At 64.8% G+C, this 14855-nt stretch carries 14 protein-coding genes; 5 read left to right on the top strand and 9 right to left on the bottom strand.

Going from position 1 to position 14855, the window contains the following annotated elements; all coding sequences use genetic code 11:
* Window positions 1-86 precede the first annotated feature (86 nt).
* Together AB4Y82_RS18835 and ttcA are read right to left on the bottom strand one after the other, a co-directional pair.
* Entirely contained in the window at window positions 87-1286 is a 1200-nt protein-coding gene (locus tag AB4Y82_RS18835) for an amino acid aminotransferase (RefSeq protein ID WP_441602138.1), read from the bottom strand.
* Window positions 1287-1315: 29 nt separating this feature from the next.
* The gene (gene ttcA, locus AB4Y82_RS18830) at window positions 1316-2179 is read right to left on the bottom strand and encodes a tRNA 2-thiocytidine(32) synthetase TtcA (protein WP_441601994.1); all 864 of its coding nucleotides are present in this window, start codon (window positions 2177-2179) and stop codon (window positions 1316-1318) included.
* 113 nt (window positions 2180-2292) lie between these two features.
* Here ttcA and AB4Y82_RS18825 point away from each other — a divergent pair, with 113 nt between their 5' ends.
* Window positions 2293-2499 (top strand): YdcH family protein, encoded by a 207-nt coding sequence (locus AB4Y82_RS18825; RefSeq protein WP_046972478.1) that lies wholly within the window; start codon window positions 2293-2295, stop codon window positions 2497-2499.
* Window positions 2500-2518: 19 nt separating this feature from the next.
* Window positions 2519-3115 carry a GNAT family N-acetyltransferase gene (locus AB4Y82_RS18820; protein ID WP_441601993.1) on the top strand — a complete coding sequence of 199 codons (597 nt, stop codon included), beginning with the start codon at window positions 2519-2521 and terminating at the stop codon, window positions 3113-3115.
* A gap of 224 nt (window positions 3116-3339) precedes the next feature.
* On the opposite strand, the gene pssA is transcribed toward AB4Y82_RS18820, so the two are convergent.
* The 7 genes from pssA to AB4Y82_RS18785 form a co-directional block, all read right to left on the bottom strand.
* Window positions 3340-4734 carry a CDP-diacylglycerol--serine O-phosphatidyltransferase gene (gene pssA, locus AB4Y82_RS18815; RefSeq protein ID WP_441601992.1) on the bottom strand — a complete coding sequence of 465 codons (1395 nt, stop codon included), beginning with the start codon at window positions 4732-4734 and terminating at the stop codon, window positions 3340-3342.
* A gap of 115 nt (window positions 4735-4849) precedes the next feature.
* Complete coding sequence (locus AB4Y82_RS18810) at window positions 4850-5869, bottom strand: HlyD family secretion protein (RefSeq protein ID WP_441601991.1); 1020 nt, start codon at window positions 5867-5869, stop codon at window positions 4850-4852.
* A 3-nt stretch (window positions 5870-5872) separates the two neighbouring features.
* Window positions 5873-6073 (bottom strand): DUF1656 domain-containing protein, encoded by a 201-nt coding sequence (locus tag AB4Y82_RS18805; protein ID WP_441601990.1) that lies wholly within the window; start codon window positions 6071-6073, stop codon window positions 5873-5875.
* Window positions 6063-8204, bottom strand: coding sequence for an FUSC family protein (locus tag AB4Y82_RS18800; RefSeq protein WP_441611561.1), 2142 nt, complete (start codon window positions 8202-8204; stop codon window positions 6063-6065). Before AB4Y82_RS18800 ends, AB4Y82_RS18805 begins: the two co-directional genes overlap by 11 nt.
* A gap of 2 nt (window positions 8205-8206) precedes the next feature.
* Window positions 8207-8701, bottom strand: a complete 495-nt coding sequence (locus tag AB4Y82_RS18795) for a MarR family transcriptional regulator (RefSeq protein WP_441601988.1) — start codon at window positions 8699-8701, stop codon at window positions 8207-8209.
* 202 nt (window positions 8702-8903) lie between these two features.
* The gene (locus AB4Y82_RS18790) at window positions 8904-9332 is read right to left on the bottom strand and encodes a DUF4156 domain-containing protein (protein WP_441601987.1); all 429 of its coding nucleotides are present in this window, start codon (window positions 9330-9332) and stop codon (window positions 8904-8906) included.
* A gap of 371 nt (window positions 9333-9703) precedes the next feature.
* Window positions 9704-12586: a M16 family metallopeptidase gene (locus AB4Y82_RS18785; protein ID WP_441601986.1), complete on the bottom strand. Its 2883-nt coding sequence runs from the start codon at window positions 12584-12586 to the stop codon at window positions 9704-9706.
* A 325-nt stretch (window positions 12587-12911) separates the two neighbouring features.
* Here AB4Y82_RS18785 and AB4Y82_RS18780 point away from each other — a divergent pair, with 325 nt between their 5' ends.
* The 3 genes from AB4Y82_RS18780 (at window position 12912) to AB4Y82_RS18770 (ending at window position 14852) form a co-directional block, all read left to right on the top strand.
* Window positions 12912-13112, top strand: coding sequence for a hypothetical protein (locus AB4Y82_RS18780; protein WP_046972488.1), 201 nt, complete (start codon window positions 12912-12914; stop codon window positions 13110-13112).
* Between the two features lie 52 nt (window positions 13113-13164).
* A complete protein-coding gene (gene trmL / locus AB4Y82_RS18775) occupies window positions 13165-13632 on the top strand; it encodes a tRNA (uridine(34)/cytosine(34)/5-carboxymethylaminomethyluridine(34)-2'-O)-methyltransferase TrmL (RefSeq protein ID WP_441601985.1) in 468 nt (155 codons plus the stop codon).
* A 584-nt stretch (window positions 13633-14216) separates the two neighbouring features.
* Window positions 14217-14852, top strand: a complete 636-nt coding sequence (locus tag AB4Y82_RS18770) for a ubiquinone biosynthesis accessory factor UbiJ (RefSeq protein WP_441601984.1) — start codon at window positions 14217-14219, stop codon at window positions 14850-14852.
* The last annotated feature ends 3 nt before the right edge of the window (window positions 14853-14855 follow it).

Genomic DNA, 14855 nt, shown 5'->3' with positions numbered 1-14855 from the left:
CGATGATGCCGCGTCGCCTTCTCACGCACTGAGGCGCTGGATCCCGGCGTGCGCCGGGATGACGAATAGGAGGGCTTGGGGCTAGATCAGCGGCTGACCGCAGCCACCGCATTCACCACCGTATCCAGATTCGCGCGGTTCAACGCCGCCACGCAGATCCGGCCAGTGCCGATGGCGTAGATGGCGTACTCCTCGCGCAGGCGGTCCACCTGGGCCTTGCTGAGGCCCGAGTAGGAGAACATGCCAGCCTGCTCCTGGATAAAGCCGAAATGCGATGCACCCGCCGCGGCGAGCCTCTCGACCATGCCGGCACGCATCGCGTGGATGCGCTCGCGCATCTCGCCCAGCTCCTGCTCCCACATGGCCTTGAGCTCGGCGCTGCCCAGCACGGTGGAGACCAGCAGGCCGCCGTGGGTGGCCGGGCTGGAGTAGTTCGAGCGGATGGTGCGTTTGACCAGGGACTGCACGCGCAAGGCTTCGTCGCGCGTCTTGCCCACGATGGACAACGCGCCAACGCGCTCGCCATACAGCGAGAACGACTTGGAATACGAGTTGGCAACCACGAAGGCGTCGATGCCGGAGGCGGCGAACAGGCGCACCGCGGTGGCGTCGGCGTCGATGCCTTCGTCAAAGCCCTGGTAGGCCATGTCGATGAAGGGCAGCAGGCCGCGCTCCTTCACCAGGTCCACCACTTGCTGCCACTGCTCGGCATTGAGGTCTACGCCGGTCGGGTTGTGGCAGCAGGCGTGCAGCAGCACGACGGTGCCCGGCTCCAGCTTGCCCAGGTCCGCCAGCATGCCGGCGAAGTCCAGGCCGTGCGTGGCGGCGTCGTAGTAGGCATAGGTCAGCACGTCGAAACCGGCCGCGCCGAACACCACGCGGTGGTTTTCCCAACTCGGGTTGCTGATGGCGATCTTCGCGCTCGGCAGGATCTGCTTGAGCAGGTCGGCGCCGACGCGCAGCGCGCCGCTGCCGCCGACAGTCTGCGAGGTCGCCACGCGGCCGGCGGCCAGCAGGGGCGAGTCTTCGCCAAACACCAGTTTCTGGGTGGCGAGGTCGTACGCCGGCAGGCCGTCGATGGGGATGTAGCCACGCGGCTTGGCATCGAGCGCCAGCTGCTGCTCGACCTGCTGCACGGCGCGCAACAGTGGGATGCGGCCCTGCTCGTCGTAATAAATGCCCACGCCCAGGTTGACCTTGCCCGGACGGGTGTCGGCCACGAAGGCCTCGGTGAGTCCCAGGATCGGATCGCCCGGGGTCATTTCAACGGATGCAAAGAGAGACACGGCGTTACTCGACTGGTTTTCGGTGAAGGTCACGACTCGTCCGGCGTACCGGCAAGCCACTCGTGCGCATCGGCGCGGGCGACACCTTCGCGCGCGCCCAGCGTGGCGAAGTCAAACAGCTTGCGATCGGTGAGCTGGGAGGGCTGCACACTGCCCAGCGCGCGAAAAATGTTCTCGGCGCGCCCGGGTTGGGTCTGCTCCCAGTCCTCCATCATGCGCCTAACCGCCTTGCGTTGCAGGTTTTCCTGCGAACCGCAGAGATTGCACGGGATGATGGGGAATTCCCTGGCCTGGGCGTACTCGGCGATATCGCTTTCCTTGCAGTATGCCAAGGGGCGGATCACTACGTGGCGGCCATCGTCCGAACGCAGCTTCGGCGGCATCGCCTTCAGCTGCGCCTGATAGAACAGGTTCAGGAAAAAGGTGCCGAGGATGTCGTCGCGATGGTGGCCCAGCGCGATCTTGCTGACACCGTTGGCCGCCGCCCAGTGATACAGCGCGCCGCGGCGCAGGCGCGAACACAGGCTGCACATGGTCTTGCCCTCGGGAATGACCCGGGTGACCGTGCTGTACGTATCCTGCTCGATGATATGGAACGCCACATCGCGCCCGGCAAGGTATTGCGGCAGCACGTGGGCAGGGAAACCGGGCTGCTTCTGGTCCAGGTTCACCGCGACGATCTCGAACCGCACCGGCGCCTTGGCCTGCAGTGACAGCAGTACGTCCAGCAGCGTGTAGGAGTCCTTGCCGCCGGACAGGCAGACCATGACCTTGTCGCCCTCCTCGATCATGTTGAAGTCGGCAATGGCCTGGCCCACCTGATGGCGCAGGCGCTTGGCCAGCTTGGTGGCCTCGTAGTGCTGCTTGCGGGTGGCGTCGGGCTGGGCGGACATGATCGGTGGGCAACGGGACGGCCTCCCATTGTAACGATCTGGCCGGCCGGGGCAGTCTCTTTGGGTCGCGCAGCGCTACACTGCGTGTGTTTTCCCCAGCCATTCGCACCGACATGCAGGTCCAGGACCAAGCCGAAATTGCCCACTTGCTGGCCGAGCTGCGCGTAGAGCACCGCGATCTCGACGTGGCCATCGAGCACCTGGCCGTGTCGCTCAGCCGGGACGAGCTTCAGATCACGCGCCTGAAGAAGCGCAAGCTGCTGCTGAAGGACCACATCGCCCGGCTGGAAAGCAGGCTGATCCCCGATCTGGACGCCTGAGACCTCCCACGGAGCACCAATGCCCGCGCTGACGCCTGTCCTGCTGGAAGACGCCTACGTCGCCCTCGAACCCCTCGCCCCCGACCACGCCCCTGCCCTCGAGGCTGCGGCGGCGGACGGCGAGCTGTGGAAGCTGTGGTTCACCAGCGCGCCCGGGCTCGGCGAGACGACCGGCTACATCGCCAAGGCCCTGGCTGGCCAACAGGCGGGTCTGATGCTGCCCTTCGCGGTGCGCGAGAAGAGCAGCGGCGACATCGTAGGCAGCACGCGTTTCTATGACTACGTGGATGACCCGCGCCGCGTTGCCATCGGCTACACCTGGTACGCCAAGCGCTGGCAGAAGAGCCATCTCAACACCGCATGCAAGCGCCTGTTGCTGCAGCATGCCTTCGAAACCTGGAACTGCGTGGCGGTGGAGTTTCACACCGACCATCGCAACCTCGATTCCCAGCGCGCCATCGAGCGACTGGGCGCGCAACGCGAAGGCGTCCTGCGCAATCACAAGCGCCGTCCCGACGGCAGCTTGCGCAATACGGTGTGCTTCAGCGTGATCGACAGCGAGTGGCCGGATGTATCGCGCTGGCTGGCGCTGCGGCTGGAGCGTTTGGCGGGCTGAGCATCGATGTTCTCTGTAGGAGCGCACTTGTGCGCGACCGCGGCGTCGCATCGTCCCCGCTTCGTAGGTGGTCGCGCACAAGTGCGCTCCTACAAAAGAACTTCGATAGGTGGCGCTCCTCTCACTTGTACGAGCGCACCTTGTGCGCGACCGCGGCGCCGTGTGGTCCCCGCTCTGTGAGGTTGTCGCGCACAGGGTGCGCTCCCACAGGGACAGGCGACGACTCAGAGCAGCCGATTCACCAACCGATCCAGCCGCACGCGCCGCATGCGCCGCAGCAGCTTGCGCACTTCCGGCGGATAGCTGCGCACACCTGGCAGGTCGCGATAATGCGCCAGACGTGTGGCATGCCTGCGCAACGCCTGCCATTCGGCTTCGTGCTGCGGCAACAGCCTGCGTGAGGGATCGCGCAACAGCAGGCCATTCTCAAGATCCAGCGCCCAGGCACGCGGGTTGAGGTTGTTGCCGGTCAGCACGGCGAATTCCCCGTCCACCAACAGACCCTTCAGGTGATAAGTGTTGTCGCCGTCACGCCATAGCCAAAGGTTCAACTGGCCGCTGTCGATGGCGCCCTGATGGTCGTGCGCGAAGCGACGCAGATTCGCTTCATACAGATACGGCAGCATCCCGATGCGGCTGAACGGCTGCTCCGGCGGGATGTAGAAATCATTGGCCGTCTTGTCGCCGACCATGATGTCCAGCTGGCAACCACGGCGCAGCAAGTGACCGATCACCACGCGCACGGGGCGCGGCAGGTTGAAGTAGGGCGTCAGCAGGATCACGCGCCGCTGCGCGCCACGCAGCAGGGCCAGTAGTGTTTCGTTGAGCGCATTGTCGTTGCGCCCGAAACCGGCCAACGGAATCACCGCGACGTCGCCATCGCGCGGCGCCTCACTGGCGCCGCCGTATTGCGCCAACTGCAGCGACTGGCGCAAGCGGCGGATCGGCTCCTGCAGGTCACGCGTACGCGGTTGCGGCAGGCGATCCAGTCGCGGCACGGCGTCGCTGCCGCGGAGCTGCGCATCGACATAGCCGGCCATGCTGTCGGCCAGCGCCCGGTGACGAATCAGGTGATAACGATCGAGTCGATAGCGGCCGTGCCTGGCCAGGTACACATCGTTGAGGCTGGCGCCGCTGTAAAGCACCGCGTCGTCAACGATGAAGCCCTTCAGGTGCAAGACGCCGAACAACTCGCGCGTCTGCACCGGCACGCCACGAATGACCACGCCCTCGCCCAGGCGCTGCGCATACTCGCGATACATCGCAGCATTGCCCTCGCTGTCGCCCTTGCCGATCAGGCCTCGACGCGCGCGATGCCAGTCGACATACACCTCCACCGACAGATCAGGGTGTGCGCGTCGCGCCGCATGCAGCGCTTCGATCACTTCGCGACCGGCATCGTCGTCCTGCAGATATAGCGCGACCAGCACGATGCGGCGCTTGGCCTGCGCAATCAGCGAAAGCAGCGTTTCGCGAAACTCGGTCGGGCCCGCCAGCGTGGTGATGGCCTCTGCCGGCACGGTGAAACTCACCTGACCGGACAAGTCGAGCCCGCGACCCCGACCCAGTGAAAGCAGTCGACGTGCAAGGTTGCGTGGCGAGGGTAGCGGTCGATTCATAGGGGCCATGTTAGCAATCCAGCCCCATCTTGTAGGAGCGCACTTGTGCGCGACCGCCAGATTACCGTGACGGTCACGTCAAGCGGTCGCGCACAAGTGCGCTCCTACACGGGCCTCAGCGTTCCTTGTCGAGCACGCGGCGCGGCTGCACGTCGATGCTCACCGTCATGCCGGCCGAGAGGATCAGGCCCTTCGGCTCGCTGGACTCATCGATGTCGACGCGCACCGGAACACGCTGCGCCAGGCGCACCCAGTTGAAGGTCGGATTGACGTCGGCCAGCAGATCGCGGCCGGTCGGATTGTCGCGATCGGTAATGCCGCGCGCGACGCCGGTGATATGACCCTTGAGGCGAATACCGCCGCTCAACATGCGAATGTCCACCGGATCACCCACGCGCAGATGCGGCAGCTTGGTTTCCTCGAAGTAACCGTAGATGTAGTAGCTATGGCGATCGATCAGCGCGAGGCGCGGGCTGCCGGTCGCGGCATAGTCACCGACACGCACATCAAGATTGGTTACGTAGCCGTCCACCGGCGCACGCACTTCGGTGCGTTCCAGGTCGAGCTTGGCGCGATCCAGTGCCACCTGCGCCTGCACCACCGCGGCTTCCGCTTGTTCGCGCGAAGCATTGGCCTGATGGCCGCTGGCCTGCGCCTGTTCCCACACGGCGCGCGCGGTCAGGGCTGCGGACTTGGCATCGGTGCGTTCTTCCTTCGGCACCACGTCGGCCAGATCCTGGCGACGCTGTGCCTGCTCCTGGCGCATGTCGTACTCGGCCTTGCGTGCCGCAGCGCTGGCCAGCACCGCGTCGATGTTCGCGCCGGCGGCGCGCGCAGCGGCCTTGGCAGCATTGAGGTTGGCTTCGGCCTGCTGTTCGGCGATCTGGAAGCGCTGCGGGTCGATTTCGAACAGCACCTCGCCCTTCTTCACTTCCTGGTTGTCGATCACCGGCACGCGCGTGACCAGGCCCGAGACGTCCGGCGCGATGCGCACCACTTCGGCGCGCACGCGGCCATCGCGCGTCCATGGCGCATACAGGTAGTGCCGCCACAGCGCATGGCACAGCAGCAAGGCCACGATCACGACGACGGCCGTGATGGCGAAACGGAGCACAGCTTGAGGTTCGAGTTTCATAGGTCAGGGATATAGGAGCAGGCCAGCCGCGCCGAACAGCACGAAGAACACGGCAACGCGAAACAGGGAGGGATGCCACACGTAGCGATACAAGCCGTAGCGGCCAATGAGGGTGTCGATACCCCACAGCACCAGCAGGCAGCCCAGGTAGACCAACAGCAAGCCCGGTACCAGGGCATCGGCAAGGGCGACTTCACGGGGCATGGGCGATCTCCGGTGCCTTGACGATGTAGGGTGCGAGCGCGGACTCGTCGTCGCGCAACGCCGTGCGCAATTGCAGCAGGTCCGCCAGCGCCGGCTGGCAGCTGGCCCGCGCCTGCGGCAGTGTCTGCGTAGTGAGTGTGATGGCCTGGTCAACGGCGTCATCGGCCACCGCCCAGCGCGCCTGGTCGGGCGCGTCGTAAAGCTTCGCCAAGGCATCCAAGGCGTATTGCATGGATTCCCTCACCGGCGGCGGCAGGCCCGTATGCAACATGTCCTGGCGCGACTCGATCGCCGCGCGACCACTGTCATGCACGGCGAGCGCCCAGGAAAACAGCGCGCGCGACTCTTCGCTGCCCTGGCGGGTGAACTGCACGATCTGCTGATAGAGATCGCGATTCACGCTTTCGAAGCGATACAGGATGCCATCCATCGGTGCGGTGGCGGCATACACCACCTGCCGCCGCAACTGCGCCAGCTGACGTCGGCGCAACCACTGCGTACCGATCACGGTCGGGATGATCATGAAGGCCGCGCCACTCGCCATCAGGCCGAACAGCGCGGCGATGCCGTCGTTGATGAAGCGCTCGGGCGCATAAACCATCGGATTCTTGAGCGCCAGGATATAGACGAAACCCAGCGAGTAACCCGCGCCCACACCGGGTAAAGTGGCATTGCGCGTGGTGAGATACGGCCCGAGCGCGAGCAGTGGCGCGGTCACCAGGATCAGCATCACGAAGCCATCGCTGCCCGGCATCAATTCGAATACCACGAAGTACGCGGCCACCAAGCCGATCGCGTAAGCCACCCAGGTGTTGGCGGTTGCCAGCACCGGCATGGGCGAGGTCGCCAGCAAACCGCTGAACACGGTGGCCAATAACAGCGCACTGAGGCCGAAGGTCCAGCCGGTTTCGATCCAGAACACGCTCAGCGTGGCCATGGTGAGGAAGGTGCGCACGATGGCAATCAGCGGCGAGGCGTAATCGTTGGCGCGCTTGAAGTCCACGCGCTCGACGGTGCCGCCGATCACACCCTGGGTTTCACGCAGGGTTGCTTCCAGTGAAGTGAAGTCGCGCAACTCGGCAGCAAAGCGACGCACCAGGGTGGTGCCGCCGTCGAATTCCAGCAGCAGATTCGGATCCTGCCGCAGATCTTCGCGCAACTTGGCCGCGAGCACCGGCAGCTCCGCTTCGCAGGCCTCGATGCGCGTCGCCAGCAAACGCGGCATCGGCTTTTCGGAAGGATCAGGGCTGAGCGCCTTGCCAATGGGACCATAGAGTTTGATCAGCGCCGCCGCCGTGCGCGGGTGGTTGCTGCGCTGCAGGCGATTGATCAGATGGTGCAGCGACTGGAAGCTGGTGGCCGCTGCCATATAGCGCAGATTGAGCAACTGCATGCGGCTGCTGCGCGCGCGCACCTCGGGGTCCTCGAAGATCACTGAGGAGCGCAAATCCTCGATCTGCACCGCCGCACGCACGAAGCGCAGATGCGCGTTCTCCATGTCCTCTCGCGGAATGGCGCCGCCCAGGCTGCCGCGCGCGAAATCGATGAAGTGCTGGTAATGCTCGCGCGAGATGCGTCGAAGCACGTCGCGCAAACGCACCGGCAGGACCACGTCACTGACCAGGCCGGAGACGATGATGCCGAGCATCACCTCGCTCACGCGACCCACCGCCGAATCGAACACTGCCGTCGGATGATCGATCGCCGGCAGCACCACGATGAAAGCCGTATAGCCGGCGAGCACGAAGCCGTAGGACATGAAGTTGCGGTAGAGCACCGCGCCGCCGGCGCATAGCGCCACCCAGATCGACAAGCTGAGCAGGAACAGTTCGCGCTGCTGCGGGAACGCCGCCATCAGCAACACGCCGAACAGGCTGCCGGTGCAGGTGCCCAGGGCGCGATAGAAGCTCTTGGCCAGCACCGTGCCGCTCTGCGGATGCATCACGATGGCCACGGTGATCATCGTGGTCGCGGGCTGCTCCAGCTGGAACACCATCGTCAGCCATGCCGCGAGATAGAACGCGATCAGGCTCTTCACCACGAAGATCCAGGCCTGGCCCTCTTCGGCGGCGAAATCGCGCAACCACGGCGGGTTGCGCCAGGAGGCGAGGTCGCCAGGCATCGCCGACATGGTCAGGCACGCTCCAGTTGATCGAGAAACTTCTTGAGCAGACGCTCCAGCTGCCCCACATCGCGCTGGGACATGCCTTCCACCTGCCATTCCAGCATCGCGCAGACATCGGGCAGGAAGCTTTCGATCAGCGCGAAGCCTTCGTCAGTCAAAGTGAGCGTGATTTTGCGACGATCCTCGTCGCTGGCGTTGCGTGCAATCAGACCTTTGTCGGCCAGCTCGTTGGTCAGTCGCGTGATGTTGGCCAGCTTCTCGCCCGCCGCGTCGGCCAGCTCGGTGGGATGCATCGCATTGCCCTCGGTGCCGTAGATCATCATCAACAGGTTGTATTGCGGATGATTGATGCCGTACGGGCGCAGCATCGCGTTGGCGTCGTCGTTCACGCGCTTGAAGATGTGCCGGATCAACCGGATGAGCACGGCCGGGTCCTGCGGAAAGGCGGGATAGCGCTGACGGGTCACCGTCAGACGCTGTTCGGTCGGAAGAAAGCTGCTCATGGCGCCCCGATTAATTAGTACATATATGTAATATATATAACTGAATTTTATGCCCGCCCCGAATGGCATGCAAGAGCGTCGGACGGCGCGCGTGAAAAAGGCGCCACGAGGGCGCCTTCGAGGTAAAGCTGGCGAGTGGTTCGCCCGTCGCCTCGGCGATGGCCGAGGCGCTGTTGCGAACTGAGCGCGCGCTCGACGCGGCTCAGTTGCCCTTGGCAGGGTAAGTCTCGAACCCACCCGGCGCGGTGCCGTTCGGCGCCGGATTCGGATTCGGATTCGTCGGGTTGGCCGGACGGGCCGACGGCGCCAGCTGGGCATTGCCGCACTGGTAGGCGCCCCACGGCTGCGAGCCGTCGGTGGGTTCGCCCATCGGTTTGATGGTATCGGCGTGCATCTTGGCCGCCTCGTTGCGCGCCATCACTTCCAGCTCGTCGCGCACTTTGATGTCGTTGCGATCGATGGGGCCGACGTGATCCATCACGGACACGGTGACCTTGCCCAGGTCACGGCAGGAAGACACATCGCCGCTCCACGCCGTACGGACGTTCTTCCCGGCGTCGTCGAGCGTGATGCCATAGGTGCACGCGCCAAGCAGCGCGATGGGAACGAGCAACAGCAGGGTCTTACGCATGAGCAGCTCCGCAACATGATGGAAATGAAAAGGCCAGGCGGTTTCCCGCCCGGCCTCCATCCTAACCCGGGGACGTGAACAGCTCCCCATAGGGGATGCGCTGACCTGATCGGCGTGGGCGTCACCGGCTCTGCCTGCCCGCAGATGTGTGTTGCGACGATGAAGGCAGGCTGGGTGCCTGTCGAATCGGCGCGGCACACAGCTGCGGGCAGGCAGAGCCGGCCTCCGGTGACATCCAGAAGGCCCCCAAGCCGCGATGCACGGCTTGCACAGGCAACCAGCCTGCGCTTCACCGCGCCTCACAACTTGGCGGCCTTCTGAATGTCATGCCGCCCACGCCGATCAGGTCAGCGCATCCCTCAATCTCACGCTTACTTCGACGGCTTGGACGCCACTGGCTTGCCGTCGCCGTCGATCACCTGCACGTCGCCAAGATTCAGCGCACGCACCGGCTGCTCGATCTTCTTCAGATCACCCACGATCACCCAGGTCAGCGCCTTGGGCTGGACGATTTCCTTGATCGCGCTTTCGGCATCGGGCTGGGTCACCGCTTCGGTGCGGGCCTTGAGCGTCTGCACGTAATCGTCCGGACGGTTGTACTGGACGATCTCGCTCAACGCGCTGAGCACCTCCGAGCCGGTCTCGAAACTGCCCGGCAGGCCGCGCACGTTGGAGTCCTTGATCTTGTTCACTTCCTGCTCGGTGAGCGGACGCGCAGCGATCACCTCGTTGGCTTCCTTGGCCACTTCGTGCGCGGATTCAGCGGTCTTGTCGGTCTGCACCGGGGCGTACATCAGGAACGGACGCTGACCGATCGCATCGCGCATGAAGCTGAAGGCGCCATAGGCCCAGCGCTTGTCCTCGCGCAGGTTCATGTTGAGACGCGAGGTGAAGCTGCCGCCGAACGCGCCATTGGCCACGTCGATGGACAGCTCGTTCGGCGCCTTGCTGGACGGCGCCAGCAGGCCGGCCAGGATCAGCGACTGCGGTGCATCGGGCTTGTCGATCAGGAACACGCGCGGCTTGGGCTGGGCGGCCACCGTGGCGATGTTCTTCTTCGGCACGGCGCTGGACGGCGCCTTCCAGTCGCCAAAGGCGGCATCGAGCTGCGGGATGATCTGCTGCAGCGTGGTGTCGCCGGCGACCAGGATCTTGACGTTGTCCGGACGCAACCAGTCGTTCTGGAAAGTGGACAGGTCCGATGCCTGCATCGACTTGATGGCAGCTTCCGTACCCGAGCCGGTGAACGGGATGCCATAGGCGTGATTGGCGCCGTAGAGCAGCGGCGGCAGGGTACGCAGGGCCAGCGCGGTGGGCTGGGTCTTTTCCTGCGCGATGCCGGCCAGCCACTGGCCGCGGATGCGTTCGATGTCCTCGGATTTGAACGCCGGGTTGCGCACGATGTCGGCGAACAAGGCCAGCGACGGCTGCAGCTGGTCGTTCAAGGCATTGAGCGAGGCCGAGCACGAGTCCAGCCCGCAACCGATGCGGGTGATCGCACCCAGGCGCTGCTTGCGCTTGGCCACTTCCACCGAGTCGAGATCCTTGGTGCTCTCGTTCATCAGCGTGGTGGTGAAGCTGGCGGTGCCGAGCTTGTGGCCCTGGTCGGCCGCGTAGCCCGCGTCGAACATCAGCTGCACATGCGTCACCGGAATGGTATGGCGCTCGGCCAGGATCACTTCGATGCCGTTCTTGAGCTTGCCGCGTTCCAGCGCCGGGAATTTCAGGTCCGGGAACTGCGACACCTGCGGCACGCCCTTGCTGCGGTCGATGTCGCTCTTGGCCACGGTGTATTCGTGCTTGGCCGGCATCTTGGCGGCTGGGCGATCAGGCTGCGGGCCCAGCGCGACCACCTTGGCGTCTTCGCTGTCGGGATTGAAGTCGTTGCCGGCGGGCAGCACGGTCAGCAGGTAATCGCCCTTGCTGAGCCACTTGTCGGCAGCAGCCTTGACGCTGCCCGGAGTGGCGGCATTGGCGCGTTCCAGGTCCTTCTTGTAGGCACCCGGATCACCGCGATACACCTGACCTTCCGCCAGAATCACAGCCTTGCCGCCGAAGCCGCCGACCTTTTCCAGGCCGCGCACGAAGCCGGCGCGGTTGCCGATCTTGGCGCGTTCCAGTTCGTCGGCCGTGGGGCCTTCGGCGAGGAACTTCTTCACCTCTTCGGCGATGACAGCCTCGACCTTGGCCTGGTCCACGCCGTCCTTGATGTCGGCCTGGATCTGGAACTGGCTGGCCAGCGCAAACGGCGAAATGCTGGCGGACACGTCATCGACCAGCTTGTCCTGGTAGACCAGCCGCTGATACAGGCGCGAAGTCTTGCCGCCGCCGAGCACGGTGGAGGCGAGGTCGAGCTGGATCGCATCGTCCGTGCCCAGCTGCGGCACCACCCAGGTGCGATAGATGCGCGGCTGCGCCACGTGGTCATGCTGGATGCCGCGGGTGGATTTGGTGAGCGGCGTGATCCACGCCTGCTGGCGCGGCACCGGCGGGCCGGCGGGGATGTCGCCGAAATACTTCTCGGCCTTGGCCTTGGCTTCCGCCACGGTGATGTCGCCAGCCAGCACCAGGGTGGTGTTGGCAGCGCCGTAGTAATCGTGGAACCACTGCTTCACATCGCCCAGCGAGGCGGCGTTGAGATCGGCCATCGAGCCGATGGTGTCGTGCTGGTAGGGATGGTTGCCCGGATAGGTGTTGGACAGGATGTTCTGGTCCACGCGACCGTAGGGACGGTTTTCGCCCTGGCGCTTCTCGTTCTGCACCACGCCGCGCTGGGTGTCGAGTTCCTTCTGGCCGATCGCGCCGAGCAGGTGGCCCATGCGGTCCGACTCCATCCAGAGCGCCATGTCGAGCGCGGTGGTCGGCACGGTTTCGAAGTAGTTGGTGCGGTCAAACCAGGTGGTGCCATTCATGTCGGTGGCGCCGGCCAGCTCGAACGGCTGGAAATACGTGCCCTTGTGATTCTCCGAGCCGGAGAACATCAGGTGCTCGAACAGGTGCGCGAAGCCGGTCTTGCCCTTGGGCTCATCACCCGAACCCACGTGGTACCAGATGCTTACCGCGACCACCGGTGCCTTGTGGTCCTCATGCACCACCACGGTGAGCCCGTTGGGCAGCGTGAAGCGGGTAAAGGCGATATCCGGAACTGCTTGCGTGGATTCGGCAGCGGCCGCCTGAGGCAGCGCGATCGCGGGCAGGCCGGCGGACATGCTGAGCACTCCTGCAACGAGTAGGGCGAGGGGCTTTCTTGCCATCACGACACTCCTGTTTTTTTTGACGAATGAACATTCCGAGGCTAGCCACGGCCCGGAACCTTGGCAAATGACCAATGGCATGGTGGACAACCGCCGTCGAGCTTCGTTCGACGCAAGATCATGACGGGGCGGCGTGCAGGACCTCCGGACAGGTGTCCGCAGTTGTCCGGCCACGCCCGGTCGCTGTCCGCGGACAGCTCACGCCTACTCACCGACCAACAAAATTCCTCATAGTAACAGCCACTTGACCCGACAGAAAGGCTTGGCACGGGGCTTGCCATATGTACCGTGCAGGACTACCCCACCTTTCATCGGAGACATGATCATGAAATTCGAAGCCTTGATGCTGCGCGGCCTTTTCGTTGCCTGCCTGCTGGTTTGCGGACTCGTGCTGGGTGCCATGGTGAACGCTTCCCCCGAAGCCATTCGCCTCGCCGCCGCCGGCAGCGCCGGCCAACTGATTGCCCCGACCGCTTGCGCGCTGCCGCCCGACGGCGTGGTGTGCCCGCGGCTCTCCAACGGCTGAGCAAGGACGCTCACTGTTTTACGGGTCCACGGACAGACCTGATAATGGCCGGATGCTGCATGTCATCCTCTACCGACCGGAAATACCCCCCAATACGGGCAACGCGATCAGGCTGTGCGCCAACACCGGCGCCTCGCTGCACCTGATCCGCCCCCTGGGCTTCGAGCTGGACGATGCCCGCCTGCGCCGTGCAGGCCTGGACTATCACGAATACGCGCAGCTGGCTGTGCATGACGATCTCGCCAGCTGCCTAGAGAGCATCGGGCAGCCACGTGTGTTTGCGTTTTCCACGCGCGGGCGGGTCGCGCATGTGGATGCGCGTTTCGTTGAAGGGGATGCGTTGTTGTTTGGGTGTGAGACGGCTGGGTTGCCTGGGGAGGTGCTTGATGCGCTTCCGGAAGAGCAGCGGTTGCGCTTGCCGATGCGGGCGAACAGTCGAAGCCTGAATCTGTCGAATACTGTGGCGATTGCGGTGTATGAGGCGTGGCGGCAGATGGGGTTTGTGGGGGCGGCGCCGTAGCGCGCTGGACGCCTTTCGCTGGTCTCTTTTTTTGCTCGTCATCCCGGCGCAGGCCGGGATCCAGAGCCTCGGTGTCTAGTTGTCGCCTCTCCGCCAGCGTGCCGCCTACGCGGCGGGCGTTTCGATCGGCTGCCGCCGACCGAGTCACTTTTCTCTTGCTGGCCCAAGAGAAAAGTAACCCAAAGAGAATGGCCTGATAACGCCCGCAGCATCGTGTTGGGATAAGCCCGAACGCTCGAGGCACACCGTCAGGGGACAACCTCCGAGGGTACACAGCGGGTACTTCCAAGCGCTGCGCAACGCGCCCGAATCGCTGAGGACTTAAAGCGGGGCCTCGCTACGCATCGGCTTTGACGCTGCGGATTGCGAACTCGCTACCGCGCCTGGCGCTTGTCTGTGGGAGCGCACCCTGTGCGCGACAAACCTACGGAGCGGTGCACCGCACTTCTCCCTCTCCCCTCCGGGGAGAGGGCTGGGGTGAGGGGCGGGTGCTCGCGGGAACGCTTCAAACATAGTCCCTGCTCTTCAACCTCAGCCCCACCACCCGACCCGCTACAATCGCCGCCATGACTGCCCCATCCCTCATGTCCCTCCTGCCCCGCCCCATGCGCGCCCTCGCCGGCCGCGCGCTGGAAACGGCGTTGAACCACACCTTGTCGCTCGATCCGGAAACCGCCGGGCGGCTATCGGCGCTCGATGGGCGCAGCGTGCAGTTGCATCTGCGCGGACCGGAGCTGGCGTTGTCGGTGACGGTGGAAGGCGAGCGGCTGAAGGTCGGTCCTGCGCAGGACGACAACCACCTGCGGGTCGCGGCAACGCCCGGCAGCCTGCTGGCGATGCTGGTGAAGCGCGATGATGAAGGCGTGGCGCCCGGCAAGGTGGAGATCGCGGGCGATGCCGATCTTGCGCGTCGTCTGGAAAAACTCGCGAGCAAGTTCGCGCCGGATTTCGAAGAGGCGTTCGCACGCACTTTCGGCGATGTGCTCGGCGTGCCGCTGGCCAAGGCCGTGCGCAGCGGGCTGGCGCATGCGAAGGAGACGGCAAGCCATCTCACCACGGATACCGCCGACTGGCTGCGCGACGAAGCCCGCGTGGCAGCCGCGCCCGGTGAAGTGGAAGGTTTCCTCGACGGCGTCGACGAACTGCGCGAACGCAGCGAACGCCTGGAAGCGCGCCTGACGCGCCTGGAGCAGCGTCTGAAGAAGGGACCCACCGCGTGAGGA

This window comes from Dyella sp. 2YAF14, from assembly GCF_052114725.1.
Classification (GTDB): domain Bacteria; phylum Pseudomonadota; class Gammaproteobacteria; order Xanthomonadales; family Rhodanobacteraceae; genus Dyella.
Note: the sequence above shows the minus strand (reverse complement) of the source record. Positions and strands in the feature narration are given on the sequence as shown.

Coding starts and splice junctions, on each gene's coding strand:
- AB4Y82_RS18780 (WP_046972488.1), top strand. CDS start 12,912: ATGAAATTCGAAGCCTTGATGCTGCGCGGCCTTTTCGTTGCCTGCCTG.
- ttcA (WP_441601994.1), bottom strand. CDS start 2,179: ATGTCCGCCCAGCCCGACGCCACCCGCAAGCAGCACTACGAGGCCACC.
- AB4Y82_RS18805 (WP_441601990.1), bottom strand. CDS start 6,073: ATGCCCCGTGAAGTCGCCCTTGCCGATGCCCTGGTACCGGGCTTGCTG.
- AB4Y82_RS18825 (WP_046972478.1), top strand. CDS start 2,293: ATGCAGGTCCAGGACCAAGCCGAAATTGCCCACTTGCTGGCCGAGCTG.
- AB4Y82_RS18785 (WP_441601986.1), bottom strand. CDS start 12,586: ATGGCAAGAAAGCCCCTCGCCCTACTCGTTGCAGGAGTGCTCAGCATG.
- AB4Y82_RS18820 (WP_441601993.1), top strand. CDS start 2,519: ATGCCCGCGCTGACGCCTGTCCTGCTGGAAGACGCCTACGTCGCCCTC.
- AB4Y82_RS18770 (WP_441601984.1), top strand. CDS start 14,217: ATGTCCCTCCTGCCCCGCCCCATGCGCGCCCTCGCCGGCCGCGCGCTG.
- pssA (WP_441601992.1), bottom strand. CDS start 4,734: ATGAATCGACCGCTACCCTCGCCACGCAACCTTGCACGTCGACTGCTT.
- AB4Y82_RS18790 (WP_441601987.1), bottom strand. CDS start 9,332: ATGCGTAAGACCCTGCTGTTGCTCGTTCCCATCGCGCTGCTTGGCGCG.
- AB4Y82_RS18810 (WP_441601991.1), bottom strand. CDS start 5,869: ATGAAACTCGAACCTCAAGCTGTGCTCCGTTTCGCCATCACGGCCGTC.
- AB4Y82_RS18795 (WP_441601988.1), bottom strand. CDS start 8,701: ATGAGCAGCTTTCTTCCGACCGAACAGCGTCTGACGGTGACCCGTCAG.
- trmL (WP_441601985.1), top strand. CDS start 13,165: ATGCTGCATGTCATCCTCTACCGACCGGAAATACCCCCCAATACGGGC.
- AB4Y82_RS18800 (WP_441611561.1), bottom strand. CDS start 8,204: ATGTCGGCGATGCCTGGCGACCTCGCCTCCTGGCGCAACCCGCCGTGG.